Origin of the sequence: Photobacterium sp. DA100 (assembly GCF_029223585.1) — a bacterium.
In the GTDB taxonomy this organism is placed as follows: Bacteria; Pseudomonadota; Gammaproteobacteria; order Enterobacterales; family Vibrionaceae; genus Photobacterium.
The window spans coordinates 2,044,771-2,066,924 of sequence record NZ_CP119424.1; the positions used below are offsets into that span (position 1 = coordinate 2,044,771).

The window sequence follows — 22,154 nt, forward strand, 5'->3', positions numbered from 1 at the left end:
TGACACGCAGGATGCCTTAGCTTATAACCGAAATCAACAAATACACCGATATATTTTTAATTTCGGCAGAAATCACGAGTTTACACCATGACAGCTTTCAATGCATACCAGCACATCATTACATCCCTAGACTTTTCGCAGCCATCGGCATGCCAATCCGAGCCATTGCTTATTGGCCAAAGCGGAGCTCTGTCCGCCTATTACGCCCCGTTCGATTATGTCAACCGCGAAGCCCGCGTCGTGATCTGCGGTATTACTCCGGGTATGCAGCAAGCACGCATTGCCCTTAGCCAAGCTCAGCAAGCGATAGCGGACGGTGCCGATCACCAAGCCGCCCTGCGCCAAGCCAAGGAAACCGCCAGTTTTGCCGGTGCCATGCGCAACAACCTGGTGAATATGCTCGATACCATCGGGTTTCAGCATTACCTCAACGCACAGAGCTGCTCAGTACTGTTCGGTGAGCTCAAGGCGCAGGTTCACTACACCTCGGCCCTGCGCTACCCGGTCTTCAAGGACGGCAAAAACTACAGCGGCTCCCCTTCCATGGTCAGCCATCCTTTCCTGCGCAGCATGCTAGATACAACACTGGCGGAGGAATGCCGTGCCCTGGATGAAAACACCATTTTCATCCCGCTCGGCGGCAAGGTCGAAGAAGCCCTGCGCTATCTGGCCAACCAGGGCGTGATCCGCGACCAGCAAATCCTCGCCGGCCTTCCCCACCCATCAGGAGCCAATGCCGAGCGCATTGCCTATTTCTGCGGCAACAAGCCCCGACACACCCTGTCCAACAAGACCAACCCCGACGAGCTGGATGCACGAAAGGCACGGCTCATCCAATGGGCACAGGCTCTTTGACAGCACAAGGGATAGTTGAGACAAGAAGAGAAAGGAAGATTGCAGGCAAAAAAAAAGCGAGCCGGTCGATGGCTCGCAAAATAACTCATATATTGCATTTCGAGAGGGTGACTAGGAAATCCCAGTATCCTTACCAGTGAAAACCTAACTCATCGAAAGGGACAAAGGTTATATCCGCTAAACATTTTGCCTCAGGCCTGACGACTGTTGTCAGGAAAATGTCAGAAACAACAAAGCAATGTCTGTCATTGCGGTCGCGGTTCCAATTTTGCTGAAACCGCTTGGCCATTCCAAGTGCTGGCGGGAAGCAATGTCAGCTCCCCCTATCCCACTAGTCAAACGTGGTTCCCAACGACAGGTAGAAGGAGTTCTGCCCGCCTTCGGCCATACCATAGGCGAGGTAAACCGGACCAACAGGGGTATCCAGCCCCAGGAACACACTGCCGGCGCTCAGGCTCGAGTCAAAGTCAATGTCTGACTGGTTATCCCAAACCCCACCTTGCTCCAGCGAGGCGCCGACATACACGGGCACCGACACGGCACCGAAATTGTTATCCATCAGCCGGTAGCTGTATACCAAGGCACCAAAGAGTTTGTAGCGTCCGTTAAGCTCATAGCGGTGATAGCCGGACATATTGAACAGCCCCCCCAAATCCTGCACATAAACCGGCAGCACGTCATCACTGTCATAGCCGCCGGCCTGCAGCACACTGACAAGGCTGTGCCTTTCATAGCTGAAGGGCTTGAGCAATTTCAGTTCGGCATAGACACTATCGCTGGAGACCGTCTCTTCATCGTTGATGGAACTTCGACTAGATCCCAGCCCTACCTCGGTCCGGAGCATAAAACCTTCACGCGGGAAGAACAGGCTATCCAAGTCATCATAGACAAATGACACATACGGGCCGTGAACCGTATAGTCCTGTTTGTTATTGATATTGATTTCGCTGACCTCGCCGACCCCGCCGCGGTAACCAACCGACAGCGAACTCCATGGCTGCAAGTTCCAACCCCACTCCGCGTAGCCGCTGTAGACACTGTATTCCGTTTCGACCGAGCTGCCCGGCTCACGGTCAATCAAGTCCGCCTGCTCGCGAGACAAGATGAACTCGCGGACTTCGCGGTTCCAGCTGATACCGAACGAGGTATAGGTGTTTTTCTGGTAATCGAGCGGAAAGTAGAAACTGGTATCGATTTTCTTCCAGCTTCCCAGCAGCCATTCGAACTGCCACTCCCCTCCCATGTCAGTCAGGTTGGTGTAGATATACTGGGTACCGAAAGCAAAGTCCGAGCGGTTGGCAAAGTCATCCTCGAAAGCAAACTTGAGGTTCAGGTAGCCCGGTCCCCAGGACTTCTCCCGCACATCCATCACCAGCACATTTTCTTCGTCCTGCTGCTCGATTTGGTAGGTGATCCGCTCAAAAATATCTTGCCGGTTGAGCCTTTTCACCGCTTCGTCCATCTCCTCGTTGGTGATCACCCGATCCGTCGCGATATCCATGACTTCAAGCAGCGCCTGATCGGAGCGCTGGGTGTAGTTTTTCACCTCGATCCGGTCGATGTAGTAGGCCGGACTGGCTAGCAGCCGGGAGCGGCGGTCAAGCTTGTCATTGAGGTAGGTTTGGTAGTCTTGCTCCGACAGCTGGTAGCGCTGGAGCCGAGGCAGGGCATCGAGCGCCACCTTGCGCCCGGCAACGTAGGCCTGGTCCATTTTGTCGAAGTGGGGCGCCAGCATGAAGGACACATCCGGCTGGAGGTATACGTCCCCCTCCGCCATCAGTGCCATTTGCTGATCGGCACTGGTATTAGTCATGAAGGTGGTGAGCTGGCCGATGATATTGAAGGCGCTATTAAGCTGGGGCTCTTCAAAGAGTGCATCTCGGAGATCCACCGCGATGATCACATCGGCGCCCAGTGCCTGCGCCGCATCGACCGGCATATTGTTGACGATCCCGCCATCGACCAGGATCTGGTTGCCAATTCTTACCGGCTGAAGCGCCCCCGGAACGGTCATCGAAGCCTGCATGGCCGTGGCCAGGTGCCCTCTATCCAGCACTACCGGCTGAACAGTAACGATATCTGTCGCCACGGCCCGGTAGGGCACCGCCAACTCATCGAAACTCTCAAGGGCGGGGAGGTTGTCGGTGAGGTTACCGAGCAAGGTGGCCATGCCCTGGCCCTGGAAGGCTCCGGGTTTAGACTGGTAGTTCCCTTTGAGATCAATGCCGATATCGGTATAGATCTGGTAATTGTCATTTTGCTGCTTGCGGCGCAGCTCGAGATCATTTCGCCCGACGCGATCCTCGTAGCCACTCTGCCAGTCGGCGTCCATCGTCTTGTACCGTACTTCCTCGGCAGACAGGCCCATGGCATACATACCGCCGACATAGGCGCCCATACTGGTCCCGGTGATCACGTCAACCGGGATCCGGTTCTCCTCCAGCACCGAGAGCACCCCGATATGGGCGGCCCCCTTGGCTCCCCCGCCACTGAGTACCAGCCCGATTTGCGGACGGGGCTCAGCCGCCGCCGCGCTAAAGGTTCCCGAGATAACGCCGACGAATGCGAGCACTGCCCCGCCCCGCCAGCGCCGATAAATATTCAGCCACTCCATGACACATCCTACAGCTTGGATTAATAGCAATAATATACCCAAGTTAGCTGAACAGCAGGCATAAAAAAATCCGGTCAGTAGGTTGCTGGCCGGATTTTTTTATTATTTATAATGACAACTTAGCTACCGCGGGCGATATCGTCCAGCGCATTCATCACCTGCTCGTTGATGTGGCCTTCATACACCAATTTACAAACCTTGCGTCTTACCGCAAGGCCTGAAATCAGCCGCTCAATCGACAAATGTCCCTCATCATGCTGGCCGTTATACAGCTCGATGGTCTTGCTCAAGGTCTCATACGGCACCACCTCTCCGTTGACCTTCAGCCAGTCAAGCTTCTCCAGCAAGCCGTGGCACTCTTCACTGATCGAGGCAATAGAATGACCACTCATCGCCGATAACGCCGTTATACTGCGTTGCAGGGCCTCTGAGGAGGTATATTTCGACAATGTAATGGTCAATTCATCAGCATTGATCTCAACCAGGTGCTTGCGCAGCTTCACCCGGCGGCCCAGACGCCCCTTGGGACGGGATTCTTTGCGCTGGATCGGTTCGAACTCACCATCGATGATCTCGGAAAGCTGATCAAGCTCCTGCTTGGGCAAGATCTCGTTCCGCAGCGGGTTCGGCATGGTCGGGGCCATGGTCCGCTTGCCTTCATTGGTGGTTTTCGCCCGTGAGTAACGGATGACCTCATCGACATCGCAACGGATATCAATCTGGTAATCACAATAGCGCTTGCCTTCCTCGTGTGGCGTAATGGTCAAATGATAACCCCACAAGTTTACGGCAAACACGTGCTCGGTGATCTTATCCTCCGCCAGCTTGCGCAGCTCGCGGATCAAATCGGTAGAAAAACGGCGCCACTCGATGTTGCGAGCCAGTTTCTGGTTCAGTTCGCTGAGCATCATCGAGTCATTGAGGCGGCGCGACATCCGGCTACGGAAGAATGAATACAGCTGGAATACCAAAGTATGCTGGCGCAAGATTTCCGGAGGAAACAGGAAGAAGTAGTCCCGGGTCAACAGCTCGTCAAAGAACGACGGCTCCCACACCAGAATATACAAATTCGGCTTGATCCGGATCTCGCCGTCCTCCCCTTCCTTCGGTGCTTCCTCGGACGCGGTAATGGTACGGGCAAGGAAGCGGAAACGGTCACTCTTGAACCCTTCCGGCATATTCTCGCTCATCCACCGACCGGTAAGTTCATGCAGCTGGAAGTCAGTAAATTCAATGCGATCAATACTTTCCCGAATCGAATCACGGGCCGGACCACTGTCTTTCTTGCCCCTCAGAGCCAAGATATCGGTGATGTAAACGGGTGTCTTGTTGCCCATATTGCGCGACTGGATCTCATAATCGGCGATATGGTGATCATGGTACTGTACCGTGAGGGTGAACAAAGCAAACAAGGTCATCAGATCGTCGACGGTCATGATCGACTTCGATGATCGTGTCTCGATGATCGCCTTGGTCCCGCTGATGGCAACCATCGATTTCTGATAACTCTTCTTCGTCCGCGGCGGAGCCAGCGCCTGGTCGATGATCCCCGCCCAGCTCGTCGGGGAGATCACAATTTGATCCGCTTCATCAGGCATGGTTGGGGGAGTCCCCAGACCATGCTCACTCAGCAGCTGACGGTTGACATGGTTTTGTGCCAAGGCTTTGGAGCGCTTTTGCTTTTCTTTGGCTTTTGATTGCTCAGAGTTCAGGCTGCCAGTACCGAGCTGAGAGATCAGCATGGCAGGGTTGATGAAATGATGCAGCATGGTTTTGCCCGCCAGACCTTCCTCAAACCTGACGGGTTGTTGTTTGAACAAACCAATATTGACCGCAGCCCGCAGCCGTTGCTGGATCGCAGCTCGGGTTAATTGGCCTTCAGTGGCCTCAACGAGCTCCGTGGTTGAAACCATGCCATCGTGACTCGATAGGCCACGAAGCGAAATGAGGTTCAATAGTTCAATGATGCTCTTGGTTACCCCTTTGAAATGCTGGTATTGCGGTAGCCAGTCGATCAAGTTCGCCGGGATCGAGAACAAATGCCCGTCTTTGTGGGATCGTGGAGCGGGGATCAATATTTTGTCGATGTTCTTATTGTTTGATGTAAGCGCGGAGTTCATTTGTCATTAGCCGTAGATGCATCATTTTTCCGTGAAAGATTAATAGAAATAGAACAAGAAAGAAAGCTCTTTTGTTGGCTTTTTTTAAACTGATCTTTTTGTTTATTTTGATCTTATTGATTTACTGATCTTATGATCCGGTTGGTGATTTTATCGTAAGGCACTGATAAATATAAATATAAAAAACAGCATGTTCGAAAGAATGATCAAAGAGACTTCGGAAAAATGATCAACAGCATCCTGAAACGATGATCATACACGGTCTGGAAATATGATCATCATCAATCAGCAAGCATGATCAACATGTCCATGAAAGCATGATCATCGCGTCTTCACAGGTTATCCACAGGCCGTTCTGAGCCCGCGGGCGAAAATTTGTACGACCAATGAAAATTGTCACTACTGAAGCTGGCATGAACGGCTTTTTGGGGCCGGAAAAATGATCATGGCAGGGCAAACAGACGCTTGTTCTGGTTCCCTTTTCGCATTTCTCCTTCCTTGTGGTGTAATTTTAAACAAAATTGATTTGACACTTTCCGTATTCTGCCGGTGTTTTATCATGTGTCCGGAGTGGATGCATGATCAAGACTTTGGCCGTGTATTTCAATTGTGCAATCCAGTATGGATTCACAGCGGGTAATGAGGCATTTTTCCATGCATGCTTTGCTGCTTAGCCCTTATCAGGCCTACACTCGCCGTAAATTAGCCGAGGTATTCCATGCTTTCGGCAGGATTGGTGCGAGGATCGATTTACAGCTTCTTTTACTTGATCATTTTTCCGATCTTTTGCTGCCGCCAATGACGATTGTTTGGGCCTTGTTTTTGCCTTGATCATGCTTCGTGATCTGGCGGATTCATCAGGAACGATGATCAAGCGGGTGTTCACTCTATCAGGCCAAGATCATGATTCATGAGGATTTCAGGTTGATCGTCGAAAGCCCTGTTTGGCTGTGTCTGCCCGATCATAATGAAATTATTCAATTTCACTATTGTTTTGGAAAATTTACCGCGCCGGCTGTTGTTATTGAGCCGTGAGGATGAAATTTAGTCAGTGTGGCACCTGCCGTAAATTAGCCAACTATTCTCACGCTTCCGGTGATATAGCCCTAATCGTCAATTTACATTGTAAAATGGTGACGCCGTAACACTTTTGTTTTTTGTCACAAACAGGGGGATTCTGTTAAGTTTGCCAGCAGAAAATATATCGAAAACGTCGGTTTTTTGCTCTCTATTTTGCTTTATGCTGAGATAAATATCACACGGTGCTGTTCAGCTTTTTATTGTTTTGGTGTTTTTTTGCTGTACAATAAAGCAAAATGTTTCAAGGTGAATAAAGACAATGAACAGGGAACAAACCATAGACAACTTGCTCAATATTGCCGAGCAGACGAAACAGGTCCAGGCGGACCGAATTGAAATTGTATTGGAAGAGCGTCGTGAGGAAGCCTTCCCTCCCATGTCGAAAGCTTTGATGGAAAGCCGTTCCGGCCTTACTCGCCGCAAGCTGGACGATGCAATTTCCCGCATGGAAGCGAATGGCCACCAATTTACTAAAAATAATGCCAACCACTACTCCATTAGCCTGGAAGAAGCGCACCAATTGATGGAAGCGACAAAAAAGCCCGCTTTCCATGAGCGTGAAGGTGCTGGACGCAAGCCTTGGATTGTTAATGTCCAGAACCAGAAAGGCGGCACGGGGAAGTCGATGACAGCCGTTCACCTAGCGGCCTGCCTCGCGCTTGATCTGGACAAGCGCTACCGTATTTGTCTGATTGACCTTGATCCGCAGGGGTCATTGCGTTTGTTCCTTAACCCGCAGATCAGCGTGGGCGATCAGGATACGATCTATTCAGCTGTGGATGTGATGCTGGAAAATGTCCCAGAAGGACAGGCGATCGACAAGGAATTCTTGATGGGCAATGTAGTGATGCCTACCCAGTACCCTAACCTGAAGACCATCGCTGCGTTCCCTGAAGATGCCATGTTCAATGCCGATGCCTGGCAGGATCTGGCGGAAAACCAGGACTTGAATATCGTTCGCCTGCTGAAAGAAAAAGTCATCGATCCGATTGCAGATGAGTTCGACATCATCATGATTGACACCGGTCCACACATTGATCCTCTGGTGTGGAATGCCATGTATGCGTCCAACGCCTTGATTATTCCTTGTGCGGCGAAGCGTCTTGACTGGGCGTCAACGGTCAACTTTTTCCAGCATTTACCAACAGTTTACGAGATGTTCCCTGAAGATTGGCACGGTTTGGAGTTTATCCGCCTGATGCCGACAATGTTCGAGGATGATAACAAGAAGCAGGTATCGGTTCTGACCGAAATGAACTATCTGCTCCGTGATCAAGTGATGATGGCGACGGTTCCGCGTAGCCGGGCTTTCGAAACTTGCGCCGATACATACAGCACTGTGTTCGACCTTACGGCAGCAGAATTTGAAGGGGGGAAAAAGACCCTTTCGACAGCACAAGAAGCGATCCAACGTGTTGGCCTCGAGTTAGAGCGTGTGATGCACTCTCACTGGGCCAACCTGAACCGGGAGTAATTAGGGGATGGCGATTAAAACGAAAGATCTCAATGCCCGTTTGTTCGGCAAGGCAGACAAGCGCCGGGCAACAACGCCAACAGAAGCACAGACCGCAGCCCGCGACAAGGCGTCGGTGATCGAACTGGCCGTCGCCGGTGAAGAAACCGTCGCATTTGAACTGGTGAAAATCCAGGCCAATCAGGTTGCTGATAAAACACGTGTATTTGCGGAAAATGCCCGTGAACAAGCTTTCCTCAACGAGCATGCACTTGCTGATATCCTGACGACACTAAAAGAGCGCGGACAGCAATATCCAGCCGTGGGCCGCTGGTTGGATGATGGCAGGATTGAAGTACTGGACGGTAGCCGCCGTCGTATGTCATGTATTCTGGCGGAAAAAGATTTCCTCATCTACGTGGGGAAGGGGATCAACAGCGATCACGCCAAATTCCTTTCTGACGTTGCGAACGCCCACAAGCCATTGTCGCTATTTGAACGTGGCAAGGAAATGCAGGCGCTGCTTGAATCCGGCAAAGTAGCCGATCAGAAAGAGCTTGCTAAGTATTGCCAGTGCAGTGAAGCTTTGGTCAGTGGCGCTTTGAAAGCGGCATCTTTGCCGATGGAGCTGTTGATGGCCTATCCGAGTGTCGGTGAGCTTGGCCGCCCGACGATTGTCAAACTGCACCGTTTGTTCTTTGGTCTTAGCAACGACCAGCAACAACAGTTTGTCAGTGAGATTTCATCCGCTGACGACGCGATGTGGAAGTCGATCAATGCCTCAGGTATCACTCGTATCACCCGTGAAGTGACCAGTAAACTTGAGCAGATCGGCGAGACGCTGCAGCCAAAAATTGAGGTTGAAAAACCAAAGCCGCAAGAATTGGTGAAGGGGAAAATCAGCTACCTGCGCGACGGCGACAAGCTCCAGCTTAAACTGAAGAAGCTCAGTGAGCGCCAGGCCGAAGATATCCTTGCTTACCTAGCCGACTACTTGAAGTAGCCTCGCTACGAAAAACCACACACTGTCACGATAAACCACGCCACTAGGCGTGGTTTTTTTTCGCACCGCTATCGGCATGTTGGTATTATCAAGGTGTTGTTCGTCATTGAGTCATAGCATGTCCCAACTTTCTCAATTTTGCCGTACCCTCTCATCGATTGCGGCCAGTCAAAATATCCGTTATCTCGTCGTTGCCAAGGGAACTGAAGCGTGGGCGATGGAAGTGTTAGCTGCTTTCAATCCGCTCTACCCCGACCGGCTTTTCTGCGGAGAGGCAATTGCTGCGGGTATTGAAAGCATTCCATTCAAGAAGGCCAAACAGTGGCTGGGCCGGGAATGCCAGATGCTCACTGTCAATGGCCATCAAGGCTTGGATGCGCAGGCGCTCGGCGCACTGTCGGGGACGGTTGTCGGTGGCGGGATCTTGCTATTGCTGCTGCCGCATGATTGGTTTGGCGATTCCAAGTCCAACTTCAACAAGCGGTTGCGTCAGTTGTTGCTTCAACCCGAAGTCATTATGTTGGAAGCCGGTGCTGAGCTTCCGGTATTGCCCTGTCCTAGCTCGGCAGCCAACCACGCAGCAGGTGGTGAGATTGCGGATCAGCAATCCGCCAGTGCTTGTGGTGACCCCCTTCCATATGGCGCCCTCACCGCATGCCAGTTTGGTGCGGTTGAAGCAGTCCGCCGGGTTGTCACCGGGCATCGTAAACGGCCTTTGGTGTTGACTGCCGATCGTGGTCGGGGGAAGTCGGCGGCGCTAGGATTGGCTGCCGCTAGCCTATTGGCTGAGCGTGCGATCAATATTGTGGTCACCGCACCTTCCTATCTGGCCTGCCAAACGGTTTTTCGCCATGTCGCCGAGCAATTCGGACTGGCATTTAGTGAGCAGAAAAAGCTCGAGGTCGGTAAAGGATCGATTGCATTTTTTGCCCCCGATGTCCTCTTGGCGGAGCCACCGTCGGCTGACTTTGTGATTGTCGATGAAGCGGCGGCCATTCCTGCCCCTGTCCTTAATTCGCTGCTCCGTGAATTTAACCGTATTGCTTTTTCCAGTACCGTTCATGGTTACGAGGGGACCGGTCGTGGTTTTGCCGTCAAGTTCCGCCAGCAACTCGACAGCGTCATGCCGCAGTGGCGATCGTTCGAGATGCAGCAAGCTATCCGCTGGGCGGATCATGACCCACTGGAAAAATGGATTTTCAATGCCCTGTTGCTCGATGCGGAGGTCTCCTGTGAAGGGCTTGATCCCCAAACGGCACAGTATGAACTGGTTGATAAAGCCCGGTTGCTACACTCTCCCAACCTGCTTTCGTCTTTGTTTGGTTTGCTGGTCAATGCCCATTACCAAACATCGCCGGCTGACTTGGTGAACTTGCTCGACGATGATAGCTTGCATATTTGGGTGTGTCGCAACGGCGACTGGGTCTTGGGGTGCTGCTTGATTGTCGACGAAGGCGGATTTACTGACGAGCTAGCCCGGCAGATCCAACTTGGCACGAGAAGGCCGCGGGGCCATTTAATGGCCCAATCGCTGGCAGCCCATATCGGGATCTTGGATGGCGCGATTCAACATTCCGGCCGTGTTTTACGTATTGCTGTTCACCCAGACTGTCAGCAACAGGGGATTGGCCTGCAACTGTTGTCCTGCGTTCGTCAGTGGGGCCAGACTCGCTACGATTTTCTCGGCACCAGTTTTGGCTATGTCCCCGAACTACTTGGTTTTTGGCAGCAAGCAGGATACCAAGCGGTTCGTTTGGGTTTACAGAAAGACGCCTCGAGCGGTTACCCTTCTCTGCTATGTGTCCAACCGTTTGGCATATCCAGTCAGCGGTGGTTTCCCAAAGCCAGGGTATTCTTCTCAGCGGGTTTGCTGGCCAACGCCTGCGAAGCGTTCAGCGACATGCCCGCCGATGATTTCTTGCCTCTGTTGGTCGATGCGCTATCGTGCCAAGTACTTCCGACATCGTTCGCCCGGGAATGGGAGGAAGAGCAGCTTTCATTATATTGCCAAGGGGGATTGGGGTATGAGCTCGTGCTTCCGTCACTGCAGCAATATTTGCTGCAGCGTCTAGCCAGTGCTGATCGGCTTTCTGAGCTGGCCGCTTTTAGCCTTCCTGTCGCCAAAGTCATTCAGCGAAAGTCGTGGCAAGAAATCGTTCAGCTTTACCAGCTCGCTGGCCGCAAACAAGCCGAGCAACGACTTCGAGCGCTTATCAGTGCTGATATTCAAAATATTTTTATTGCAAGGAGCGAGTCATGAATTTTGTTGTCGACACCCATAGCCACACAGTCTCCAGTGGTCATGCTTATAGCACGGTACTTGAGAACGCCAAGGCTGCTGCGGAAAATGGTTTGCAGTTACTGTGCTTAACCGATCACGCCTCTTCTATGCCCGGAGCACCTCACTTCTGGCATTTTGCTAATCAAAAGGTGATTCCTCGCTTTCTCCATGGGGTAGGTATCCTTCGCGGGGTCGAGGCAAATATCACCAATACTGATGGTCAGATTGATGTTTTGCCCAAAGTGGAGGAGCATCTGGATTGGGTTCTGGCCAGTTTTCATGAACCGGTATTTGCGCCTTCGACATCGGCTGCGCACACTGAAGCTTTGCTTAATGTGATCAAATCGGGGCGCGTCGATGCGCTGGGTCATTTGGGTAACCCTAATTTTGATTTCGATTTTGAACGTGTGCTGGCCGCCGCGGCCGAGGCCAAGGTTTTGGTCGAGATCAATAACTCTTCGCTATCTGGATCTCGCATTGGCAGCCAGCCACGGTGCGAGCGTATTGCCGAAATTGGCAAAGAGGTCGGTGTTAAGTTCACAACCGGGTCGGACGCGCACTTTGCTTATGATGTCGGTAAGTTTGACTCGGTAATGGCGCTATTTGAGAAAACGAAAATCGACGAATCGGCAATTGTTACCACTAGCGCTTCTCGTTTTCTGGGATTTCTTGAGTCTCGAGGCCGGACACCGATTAGTGAATTTCAGTCTTTGTGCTAGGTGAATTTACACTGTAAATTTCTGAGTGAGTTATATGGAAAAGGTGGGGCTACCCACCTTTTTTATTGGCAAAATTTACACTGTAAATTCTCCAGTTATGAGCTTTGCGATTTACATTTGTATTATTTTGCCCTGTTGACTAGGTTTAAAGAATCCCGCTTTTTTTGATGCTTGCGACGTATGCTGAGCGCCCTGCCGTTTTTCGTTGTGGCAGGTATAAAATAATAATAAGGAGAAAGCATGAGTTTGGTTAAAGATTTTCCCCCAGCACTTAAAGAAATGTTTCACCCTGCTGTGTGCCAAGACGCCGACGCTGAAAAATGTTTCTCTGTTGGACGTGGCGGTATAGCTGGCCGCTTATATGGTCATTTGCTTAGTAGTGGTGAAACGATCGATAGCCAGGACTATGGTGTCAGAGTGATTGCTAATCGGTTGAGCCGCCAGTGCATCTATATTGAATCACCGACATCGCTGCCGCTCACTGCCTGCTACCAGCTGTATCTTCAACCGGTCGGTATGCTCGAAGGTTTTCTGCAAAATGACCATGTATCGGTCAACAAAAAGCACCCTTCACATAAAAGCTATATCTTTGTTACCGATAGCTGGTTGAGTGAACAGCAGATTCGCGCTGTTGCTTTGGTCTGAATTGTCTTCAATGTTTATCTATTGTTAATATGCAATTACTTGCATTTTGGCGTGTATAAACATTTTTCAGATAAAAGTGTGACTTAACAGTTACTTGGTAACTGTTTCGTTACTGTACTATTAAGGAGCAACCATAACATTTTTAATGTTCGCTAATAGCAGGCAAAAGGAGTTGATATGGCAGAGCTTTTTCTGCGTATCTCTGAAGATGGACAATCAGTGTTATTCGCGGCGAGTCCTACCCAAGAATCGGCCCCGACCAGGGAATTGTTGCTTGAGCAGCTCCATTCCGTTGGTGCAGAGAGCTTTTACTTATTTGAAAAAGCGATAGATTCTGCACTAGCCATAACAAGCCAGGCTGTTGAGTTACCAACCGGCAGTACCAGTGCTGAAACTGTTGTTATTGCCGAGCGGCGTGATGCCAGCTTGGTGGTGAAAGCTGACCCCGACTTCATGCGCGCCTCAATCACGGTGACAGCGCCATATGGCGGAAAAGCTGCAACCGGTGCTGATATTCTTGAGGCCCTCAAGCAGAACCGGATAGTGAAAGGGATACGCAAATCGCAGCTGCACCAATTACTTGAGCAGGCGTCCAGGCTCACTCCCGGAGAGAAGCTGACGCTGCCGATTGCATTCGGGCGTTTGCCCGAGCATGGTGTCGATTCCCGTTTCGAGCCCCTGGTCGATGATGCCAGCCACCGTATCCTAAAGCCTCAGGTAACTGACGATGGCAAGGTCGATATGCGTGATCTGGGCGATTTGATCACCGTTAAAGCTGGCCAGCCATTGATGAAACGCGTTCCCGCGACGGAGGGGGTTCCCGGGTTCACGGTGCAGGGCAAAGCATTGCCAGCCAAACCCGGTAAAGACAGTGAGTTTCAGCCCGGTGATGGCACGATGATCAGTGAACTTGATACTAATTTGCTGCTGGCCGAACAATCGGGCATTCCGGTACGCAAGCCAAGGGGAATGCAGGTAGACGAGGCACTTACGCTAAAAGGGGTCAATGTCGCAACAGGCCATATTGACTTTGATGGCAGTATTCTGATCACCGGAGATGTCACTCCAGGGATGCGGGTTTCGGCAACCGGCAATATTACGGTTGCTGGGTTTGTTGAGTTGGCAGATTTAAAAGCCGGGGGGGACATCTCCATTATCAAAGGGATCATAGGTCGCAAACACGATGGTTCCAAGCTTGGTTGCTCTATCGAAGCCAAAGGCAATGTGACCAGCAAGTTTGCCCAATTCGCCGAAATCACTTGTGGCCAGAATGCGCAGTTTACGCTCCATGTGCTTCACAGCGTGATACGCGCTGAAGGCGAAGTTATCGTGATGGATCAGTTCAAACGCCAAGGTACCTTGAGTGGTGGGGTCACGGAGGCTGGCTACAGTATCCGCGTGGTCAACCTAGGTGCCCTGGCCGGGATCCCGACGGTGGTGAATGCCTTTACCAAGCATGAGTACCTGCAACATCAGCTTCAAGCTAAGCACCGCGAGTATCAGCTAGAAGCTCAAAACGTCGAAAAGATCAGGGAGGCTCAGCTGAAATTGTTGAAACTACCTGAACACAAGCGACCGGCCGAGCTAGCCGAGCGTATCCACCATGCCGCGGAACAGCATAAATCGCAAATCACCACACTTCAAACAGACTATCAGCAGCTGCGCGATGAATACGAAGAGCTGCGCTCTCGTGTCATGATTACGGCCTACAATCGGGTATACTCCGGGGTACAAAGTCGGTTGGAAAAAGAAAATTTGCTGATCACCCAAGAGCACGGCCCGTCAAAACTCCATATCTTCGAGCAGGTACTTCAGTGTACGCCATTATGATATTGTCATTTTGATTTACAGTGTAAATTGGATTTACACTGTAAATCTCATTCGACGAAACAGCATACGCGCGACATCCTAGTGGCGTGTGGGGACCTGCCCCGTACTTCCCCGCAGTTCCTTCAACTTCTGCTCGGTGTAGAAACCTTGGAATCCACTAACGAAGAGATCCGATAATCTCTCTAGCTGGGTTTCGGTTTCTACCCGGGTCGCAATTGTCAGTATATTGAGGCTGTGTGCCGTCCGGCAGATAGATGAGAGCAGTTGCTTTTTAAGTTCATCATTCAATTGATGGGTATAGGAGTAATCGACCTTGGCATAGTCGGGACGGAATTCCTCGAGGTAAGCCAGTGATTTGAAATAGCGGCCATAGCCGTCCACCCCAAAGCGGAATTTGTGGAACCGGATTAACGAGCATAACAGGCTGCATGCATCAGGGGTACGAATAAAGCAGGCTTCGGGAATGTCGAAATGCAAACGTTCTGACAGGTGCTGGTTCCTCGTCAATGCCTGGCCGAGCCAGCGATTGAAAGCGGGATCGGTAATACTGTTGGTGGTGAGGTTGATGGCATAGGGGCCCCGGGCGGGGTCTGCGTTCAATATATTGATATGGTGGGCGATGACATGTTTGTCGAGCAGCACACCTGCCCCGACATCTTCTATCGCGCCTAAAAACTGATTGGCGTAGTAGCGCGCCTGCTTGGCCTTCAGCGACGAGAACACCTCGTAATGATACGGTTGCTGGCGTTCGTCGATCACCGGCTGATATTGGTAAACCACCGTATTGTTTTCGATAGCTTCGAGCAATAAGGACTTCCACTGCTGCTTGCCGAAACTGGGTACCTGGTGCGGGTTATCGGGCAGCTGGAGTGGCTGGCCGGGATTGCGTGTTGCCTGTGCCAAGATGTTATCCAGCTGGCCGAGGACGTGGCTGGCAGAGCTGGCCTGCTCAATGATCAACAGGCCCAGGAAGACGCTATCGGATGTTTCGCCGTGGTGGGCTTTTTCCTGCCGTTGATGAACCTCCAGCATGGCTTGGCCAATCTGCTTGAGCTTGTCTGTGGAAATATTGGGTAGTAATACCGCAAATTCATCATAGGAGAGCCGGGCAAGGTAAACCTGGGCATGGACAATATTGCTGTTGAGGTCGTCGGCGAACTGGCGGGTAAAACAGTCCCCGGTTTCGAAGCCATGCTGCTGATAGACCTGGTCAAGCAAGGTGGACTTAAGCAGAACTAAACCCGCCTGCTGCGGGTTGTCGAGCCAGGCATCGAGCTGGTTGATAAAGTAATGGCGATTTCCAAGCCCGGAAACCTTGTCCTGATAGGCTTGGGTTTTTAGCTTGTTGGCTTCGAGAGCCTGGCGCCGGAAGATATCCTCTAGCTGCAGGTTAAAATGCGTGATCATGTTGACCCAAGCCTGGGCCTCGAGGCTGTTTGTCCCAAACGGCGGAAGTGTCTGCGTGGCGGAGACTGGATGCCGGGCTAATTGCACCAGGGGACGGAGTTTACGCCTGAGCGCAACGAAAGTGATTAGCATTGCTGCCAAATAGATGGCGCCCCCAAGCAGTGCGCCTGGTAGCAACTGTTGCCAGAACCTCGGTGTGAGGGCGGCGGCTGGCATGGAGACGGTTATGCTAACAGTTTGAGCACTGTTGCCGAGTAGTGTCCGTTGCAGTGATAACGGGGGCCAAAACCCGCTTAGTAATAATGATTGCTGTTGAGGCTCTCGGTCTGGCAGGACCGTTGAATAGTGCTGGTCGTGCGCCAACACATGCAGCCGCGTTTCCCCTCCCGGCGAGAGAGGGGGAAGCTGTTGCAAGAGCGATTGATAATCTGGCTGCTTATCGCTGGACTCGAGTCGGTGCTGCAGCAGTGAGATATGCGAGCGAAATTGCTGTTGGGTCTGGTCGATGAGGTTGGTACGGATCCCCATCGCATACAAGGCGATAAAGCACAGTAACAGTGCCGTGAAGCAACTTGCAAACCAGGCATAGGTATAGCGGAATAAAGTCATAGTCTATCTCAGCAAGCGTGAAGAGAAAGTGGATGAATGGAAGCGTTCAGGCGACTGAGGTTGTCAATTCTTGCTTTGGCTAAGGTACCAAACTTTGCCGCTATCTCTGCGCCAAGGAGCGGGGAACATGTTGTTTTCGGAAGATAGTTCGAAAAAAAGTGCAATGTAGCCACGGTTTACATCTGTCTCTGCCCATGGCTACTGCTGGTGTGCCTATGCTTTAAACTCGTTTTTATCGATGTGGTATTTTTTCATTTTGTCATACAGAGTCTTGCGGGCTAGCCCAAGCTCCTGCTGTACCTCCTTGAGCCTGCCATGGTGACGGTTGAGGGCATCATGGAGCACCTTGCATTCAAAATCGGCTACCCGCTCTGCCAGCGTGCTGGCTTGTTGGGTATGGTTGGGAGCCTGATGATGGGAATCGAGGGCTTTTGCTCCCATTAGTGCATAGCGCTCGGCAAACTGCCGTAGCTCTCTGACATTGCCGGTCCAGTGCTGTTCTGCCAGCCATTGCTCCAGCTGACTGTCGATCTGAGGCGGCTCAATGCCAAACCGGCTGCAGTCCGTGCGCAGGAAATTATGGAATAGCAAAGGAATATCAGCCTGTCGTTGGTTTAGGGGCGGCAAATCCAAGGTGATAAACCCCAGCTTGAAATAGAGGGTATGAAGAAATCCTGACGCACTTTGGTGGTGGCCGTCGACATCAGCACTGACGATCACCCTAACGGTGTGTTCGCCCCGGCAAAGGGGCGTAATGAGATCTTGCAGTGTAGGTTGCAGTTGCTGCGGGGTGCGGTCGATATGCTTGAGGTAAAGGGTGGCAAACGGCGTTGTACCGCCGGCTATTAACTCGTTGAGCTGCATCTCGGCCCCGGAGGCGCTGCAATCAATCGTGACAAATGGCTGATGGGGCTGTAGACCGTGGTCATGGACGAAACGGGCAACCAAGGCCTTGCCGCAACCGCTCGGGCCGTGAATAAACAACGGCGAGTGGGTTTTTGCTTGGTGAGACAAGATGCGCCTGAGCTGTTTAATGGCCGGATCGTTGCCCAAAATCCGTGGGCCCGGTCCGCTTTGTACTTCAAGCTCTCTGCGCAGTTCGCGGTTTTCCAAAACAAGTTCTCGCTTCTCGGCTGCCCGCTTGACCACATCTAGCAGATGCTCGGTGGAAAACGGTTTTTCCAGAAAGTCGTAAGCGCCGAGCCGCATGGCTTCAACTGCCATGGAGATATCCCCATGGCCGGTGAGCATGATAACGGACAGCTCGGCGTCTAGTGTCAGCGCCTGCTTGAGAAAAGTGAGGCCATCAATGCCAGGCATGTTGATATCGGAAATGATCACCCCGCTAAATTGGTTCGTCAGTTGCTCCAGAGCGGGTTTGGCACTGGCAAAGAGCGCGACGTCGTAATCCTCTAGCTCGAGGGTCTGGCCGAGGGCATCGCGAATAGATTTTTCGTCATCGATAAACATGACTGGGGTATTCATGGTCTGATCTCGCTGTCTAAAGGCAAAGAGAGGGTAAATTCAGCGCCGCCGCCGGGGTGGTCGCTGACGCTGAGTGTGCCGCGGTAGGCGTCGATGATTCGTTTGGAGATAGTCATGCCAAGGCCCAACCCGTCATCCTTAGTGGTGTAAAACGGGGTGAAAACCTGTTGCTTCTGCTCTTGGTTCAGGCCGGGGCCGTTATCCCATACCCGGCAGACAACGTGGTTGGAATCGGATTCGAGCCGAATGCCGACCTGTGGCTCCGGCCGGCCTTGGAGCGCGTGAAGGCTGTTTTGCAAAAGATTCACCAGCACCTGCTCGAATTGGACGGCGTCGATGTTGATGATCAGATCCTCGGGAATATCTTCAAGCCGCAGTATGACTCCTTGCTTGATCAGCGCATTGCGCATCAGCGACAAGGCCGAGCGGATTGAGTCCGCCGGGTTGGTGCGAGGTGAGTTTTGCCGGAAGTCACGCTTGCGGGCAAAGACTTTGAACCGGGCGATGATGTCTGCGATCAGCTGGTTAAGCTCGATGATTTCGTCAAGGTTGTGGCCAACAGTGCTATATCGCTGTTTCTCCAATAGCTTACGGCTGTTCTCGGCATAGGTTCGGATCGCGGCGAGGGGCTGGTTGATCTCGTGGTTGATGCTTGCCGAGAGCTCGCCGAGCATGGCGAGCTTGGCTGCCTGCAGCAGCTCGTCTTGGGTTTGTTTAAGCTCCGCCTGGCTGTGCTCGTATTGGCTGAGGGTGATCTTGAGCTGCTGGTTGGTCTCTTGCAGGCGGCGGGTGCGCTGGCTGACCCTTTTTTCCAACCGACTGTTGAGGTTGGTAAGCGCGACTCTGGCCCGGTAGGTCTGCCACCATGAGTGTACGGCGATGCACAGCAGGGTGTAGATCAGGATAAACAGCAATAGTACCTGACCCATATATTCGAAGGCTCTGGCCTGCGGGGTAAAGCCGTATATTAACCACCCGGCCTTATTCATATTGTGCTGGGCGGTAATGTAAGTCATGGCTGCTGTGGCAGGGTTTTGTCGCAGCGGCTGAACTCTGCTCTGATTGAATGCTGCCAGGCTGTCGGCAGCGGTAAGGGCGGTTATTTGGACACTGCCATATTGACGCGACTGCTGGACTTGGGCCAGTACGGTTTCGCTGAGTCTTGCCAGCGAGTGGTAAAGCCAAGCTGGCTCTGAACTGTAGAAGATAATACCAAGTTCATCGGTAATGGCATATTCAATGTCCTCATACTGCCAGATATCAGAAAGCATTGAGAGGTCGATTTTGATAGCCAGTACCCCCACCGCTTGCTGGTTATGGATTACAGGAGCGGAAAAATAATACCCACGCTTGTCAGAGCGGGCACCCAGAGCGAAGTACTGGCCATTTTGGCCTGCGGCAGCCTGCTGAAAGTATGGACGGTAGCTGAAGTTTTGTCCGACAAATGAATCGGGCTGCTGCCAGTTGCTTGAGGCCAGCGTCGTGCCTGCCATGTCAATCAAATACAGGGTGTCGGCCCCCAGGGTCTGGTTCCACTGCGCCAACAATTGGTTGATAGAGAGGAACGACTCGGCCATGGGGGGGACTGAGGAGGTATCGCTCATCGCTTGAAGGGGGGCAAGCAGCCGCGGATCACTGGCAAGGACTGCGGGCAATTGGCTGTAACGCTCGAGCTGAGCGTCGATTTTGGTGCCAAGCTGGGTGACATCGGTGTTGATTTTGTCGCTGAGATGCTGCTGGATCTGCAAGAAGGTCAGCCAGCCGATAAGCATGGCCCCGATAATCCCAGTCAGCAGGGCGAAATAAAAGAATTTTAGTTTGCTCGACATATGAAGGCCTTTTTCTGCCACTGTAGCAAATTCCCGGCAGGGAAACGTCGAGCTTGATTGCAGAGTCGGAGCGGGTTAGCGCTGTTGGCAATTTACTTGTGTTTCAACCAGACAAAGCGCACAATTTTAGCGTTGTTACAAACATCTAGAGAATAAGCGGAGATAACAATGGAATTGTCTGATATTCGTCGCGACTATACACAGGGTGGTTTGCGTCGTCATGACTTGCCGGAACAGCCGGAGCAACTTTTCAGTACCTGGTTGGATCAGGCGATAGAAGCGAAGCTGACCGATCCCACGGCAATGACGGTGGCGACAGTTGATGCGCACGGGCAGCCTTATCAGCGTATTGTGTTATTGAAGCACTTTGATAAAGACGGGTTTGTCTTCTATACCAACCTTGGTAGCCGCAAGGCGATCCAGCTGGCTGACAACAGCAAGATTAGCCTGCATTTTCCTTGGCACCCGCTTGAACGCCAGGTCCATATTACGGGCTGTGCCGAAAAGCTCTCCAAAATGGAAGTGCTGAAGTACTTCTCGTCACGTCCCAAAGAGAGTCAAATTGCCGCGTGGGCGAGTAAGCAAAGTTCCCGCCTTTCGGCAAGGCAAGCGCTGGAAAGCAAATTTTTTGAGCTGAAAGAAAAATTTGCCAAAGGTGAAGTGCCTGTGCCGACGTTCTGGGGTGGCTACCGCGTGAAGATTGATACAATTGAGTTCTGGCAGGGCGGTGCGAACCGTCTGCACGATAGGTTTTTGTATACCCGTAAGCAGGATGAAAGCCAGCAGTGGGAAATTGAACGCCTGGCGCCGTAAAGGCGTGGTACTGAACTGAAAAGAGCAGCGGTGAGCTGCTCTTTTTTTTACGCTGCCATTTTCTGCTGGCTGGTCACGATGCTCACACCTTCCGGGTGGCGGACTTTCAACGCTTTTTCGGCACTGGCGATGGACTCAATCTCGTTCACTGCCTGGATTTGGTACTTGCAAGGAATGTTGAAATGGGGATGGACAACGTAGGTGATAGTAAATTGCTTCATGATATTTCCAGCTGATTGTCGGCTCTACGGCCGGTTAATTTAAAAACTGGGCGGATTATAGAAAATCGGCCCAGTACAAAAATTGATCTGGAAACAGGCTTTGGGTTGCAAAAAGGCAAACTAAGTCTGCGAGTTTTGCTGTTTATTGCCAGTGCGCTTGGGTATACCGGCTTACTCTTTCAAAATTACCGACAGTTGGCGCTTGAGCATGCTTTCTGGGATATGGGAGCCGAAACCGAAATCGAGTGCAATGTCGATGAGTTCGTTTTTCGAGCGTGCATTGAACTTTTCGCGCAGGCGAATAACGTAATTCTCCACCGTTTTGACCGAAACACCGAGTACCTTGGCGATATACTGTGGCTTTTTGCCGTAAAGCAGAAGGAACAGTACCTCCGACTCACGGGTGTTGAGGTTGATGGCACTGTGGTTGAGGTCGAGGTTGAACGAAGCCTGCTCTTTCGGATCAATTCCCGCCGCCCGGCAAATCCAGTGGCCAACCTCAAGTACCGCCGTATCCTTGAGTTCGACACCCGAAAAAATGGTACCGACGATTTCGTTTTCCTCGTTTTTCCACGGTGTTTTAGTGAATAAGTGTGCACGCCAGCTTCCGTCCGAATAAGGGTGAATATCCAGCACCCGCATCCGTTTTCCTGTCGTCACAACTAGGTTGTCTTGCTCTTGGAATGCTTCAGCACACTCAACGGTTGGGCTCGGCATATCAAAATCGGTGCGGCCGATGCAGTCTAAATGATGATCTACACCAATGATGTTCCCGTACTCGGAATTAGCATAAACGAAGACCGAATCCTTATCTTTACATCCCCAACATCCTGGGAGCTGATTAAATATATGTAGTAAAGAGGGTTCTACTTTATTTTTCACTACGTGTGCCTGAGTTAATAGATATAGAGCATTTACAACATTGAAGTTTAATTGAATAGACAGAGGTTACAATATGTCAGTGACGGGTTTTTGGGCACATTTGTAAAAAATGATAAAAAAAAGCCGGCCCAATAGGCCGGCAAAGACAAGAGTTTGACTCCGAAGAGCACAATCCTGTACGACGTGTAGAAGAGGTATCCAATCAGATTCATATCCTCTGGTATGAGGGTGTATACCAAAGTAAACCCGCTTGGCATGTATCCAAAGTTGGATACTGTAAACAGAAAACGGAAAACACCGTCTGCTGT

Annotated in this window: 16 protein-coding genes; 9 read left to right on the plus strand and 7 right to left on the minus strand. The window is 51.6% G+C overall.

Going from position 1 to position 22,154, the window contains the following annotated elements; translation table 11 throughout:
* The first annotated feature begins 87 nt into the window (after window positions 1-87).
* Window positions 88-855 carry a uracil-DNA glycosylase family protein gene (locus tag PTW35_RS26845; RefSeq protein WP_281028241.1) on the plus strand — a complete coding sequence of 256 codons (768 nt, stop codon included), beginning with the start codon at window positions 88-90 and terminating at the stop codon, window positions 853-855.
* Window positions 856-1,186: 331 nt separating this feature from the next.
* On the opposite strand, the gene PTW35_RS26850 is transcribed toward PTW35_RS26845, so the two are convergent.
* Together PTW35_RS26850 and PTW35_RS26855 are read right to left on the minus strand one after the other, a co-directional pair.
* Window positions 1,187-3,469 (minus strand): patatin-like phospholipase family protein, encoded by a 2,283-nt coding sequence (locus tag PTW35_RS26850; protein WP_281028242.1) that lies wholly within the window; start codon window positions 3,467-3,469, stop codon window positions 1,187-1,189.
* 119 nt (window positions 3,470-3,588) lie between these two features.
* Window positions 3,589-5,589, minus strand: a complete 2,001-nt coding sequence (locus PTW35_RS26855) for a replication initiator protein RctB domain-containing protein (protein WP_281028243.1) — start codon at window positions 5,587-5,589, stop codon at window positions 3,589-3,591.
* A gap of 621 nt (window positions 5,590-6,210) precedes the next feature.
* Here PTW35_RS26855 and PTW35_RS26860 point away from each other — a divergent pair.
* The 7 genes from PTW35_RS26860 to PTW35_RS26890 all read left to right on the plus strand — a co-directional run bounded on the left by PTW35_RS26860 (window position 6,211) and on the right by PTW35_RS26890 (window position 14,600).
* The gene (locus PTW35_RS26860) at window positions 6,211-6,420 is read left to right on the plus strand and encodes a hypothetical protein (protein ID WP_281028244.1); all 210 of its coding nucleotides are present in this window, start codon (window positions 6,211-6,213) and stop codon (window positions 6,418-6,420) included.
* Window positions 6,421-6,928: 508 nt separating this feature from the next.
* Window positions 6,929-8,143, plus strand: a complete 1,215-nt coding sequence (locus PTW35_RS26865; protein WP_281028246.1) for an AAA family ATPase — start codon at window positions 6,929-6,931, stop codon at window positions 8,141-8,143.
* A 7-nt stretch (window positions 8,144-8,150) separates the two neighbouring features.
* On the plus strand, window positions 8,151-9,125 hold the full coding sequence (locus tag PTW35_RS26870) for a ParB/RepB/Spo0J family partition protein (protein WP_281028247.1): 975 nt from the start codon (window positions 8,151-8,153) through the stop codon (window positions 9,123-9,125).
* Between the two features lie 118 nt (window positions 9,126-9,243).
* On the plus strand, window positions 9,244-11,385 hold the full coding sequence (locus PTW35_RS26875) for a GNAT family N-acetyltransferase (RefSeq protein ID WP_281028248.1): 2,142 nt from the start codon (window positions 9,244-9,246) through the stop codon (window positions 11,383-11,385).
* The gene (locus tag PTW35_RS26880; protein WP_281028249.1) at window positions 11,382-12,125 is read left to right on the plus strand and encodes a phosphatase; all 744 of its coding nucleotides are present in this window, start codon (window positions 11,382-11,384) and stop codon (window positions 12,123-12,125) included. Before PTW35_RS26875 ends, PTW35_RS26880 begins: the two co-directional genes overlap by 4 nt.
* 240 nt (window positions 12,126-12,365) lie before the next feature.
* Window positions 12,366-12,770: a hypothetical protein gene (locus PTW35_RS26885; protein ID WP_281028250.1), complete on the plus strand. Its 405-nt coding sequence runs from the start codon at window positions 12,366-12,368 to the stop codon at window positions 12,768-12,770.
* Window positions 12,771-12,947: 177 nt separating this feature from the next.
* Window positions 12,948-14,600, plus strand: coding sequence for a FapA family protein (locus PTW35_RS26890; protein ID WP_281028251.1), 1,653 nt, complete (start codon window positions 12,948-12,950; stop codon window positions 14,598-14,600).
* 78 nt (window positions 14,601-14,678) lie between these two features.
* Here PTW35_RS26890 and PTW35_RS26895 read toward each other — a convergent pair whose 3' ends face one another.
* From PTW35_RS26895 to PTW35_RS26905, 3 genes are all read right to left on the minus strand, one after another.
* Entirely contained in the window at window positions 14,679-16,616 is a 1,938-nt protein-coding gene (locus PTW35_RS26895; RefSeq protein WP_281028252.1) for a GGDEF domain-containing protein, read from the minus strand.
* Between the two features lie 213 nt (window positions 16,617-16,829).
* Entirely contained in the window at window positions 16,830-18,101 is a 1,272-nt protein-coding gene (locus tag PTW35_RS26900; RefSeq protein WP_281028253.1) for a sigma-54 dependent transcriptional regulator, read from the minus strand.
* On the minus strand, window positions 18,098-19,930 hold the full coding sequence (locus PTW35_RS26905) for an ATP-binding protein (protein ID WP_281028254.1): 1,833 nt from the start codon (window positions 19,928-19,930) through the stop codon (window positions 18,098-18,100). Before PTW35_RS26905 ends, PTW35_RS26900 begins: the two co-directional genes overlap by 4 nt.
* Before the next feature lie 168 nt (window positions 19,931-20,098).
* Here PTW35_RS26905 and pdxH point away from each other — a divergent pair, with 168 nt between their 5' ends.
* Window positions 20,099-20,743, plus strand: a complete 645-nt coding sequence (gene pdxH, locus PTW35_RS26910) for a pyridoxamine 5'-phosphate oxidase (RefSeq protein WP_044621738.1) — start codon at window positions 20,099-20,101, stop codon at window positions 20,741-20,743.
* A gap of 47 nt (window positions 20,744-20,790) precedes the next feature.
* Here pdxH and PTW35_RS26915 read toward each other — a convergent pair whose 3' ends face one another.
* On the minus strand, window positions 20,791-20,964 hold the full coding sequence (locus tag PTW35_RS26915) for a hypothetical protein (RefSeq protein ID WP_044621737.1): 174 nt from the start codon (window positions 20,962-20,964) through the stop codon (window positions 20,791-20,793).
* 171 nt (window positions 20,965-21,135) lie between these two features.
* A complete protein-coding gene (locus PTW35_RS26920) occupies window positions 21,136-21,846 on the minus strand; it encodes a helix-turn-helix transcriptional regulator (protein ID WP_039457647.1) in 711 nt (236 codons plus the stop codon).
* Window positions 21,847-22,154 lie beyond the last annotated feature (308 nt).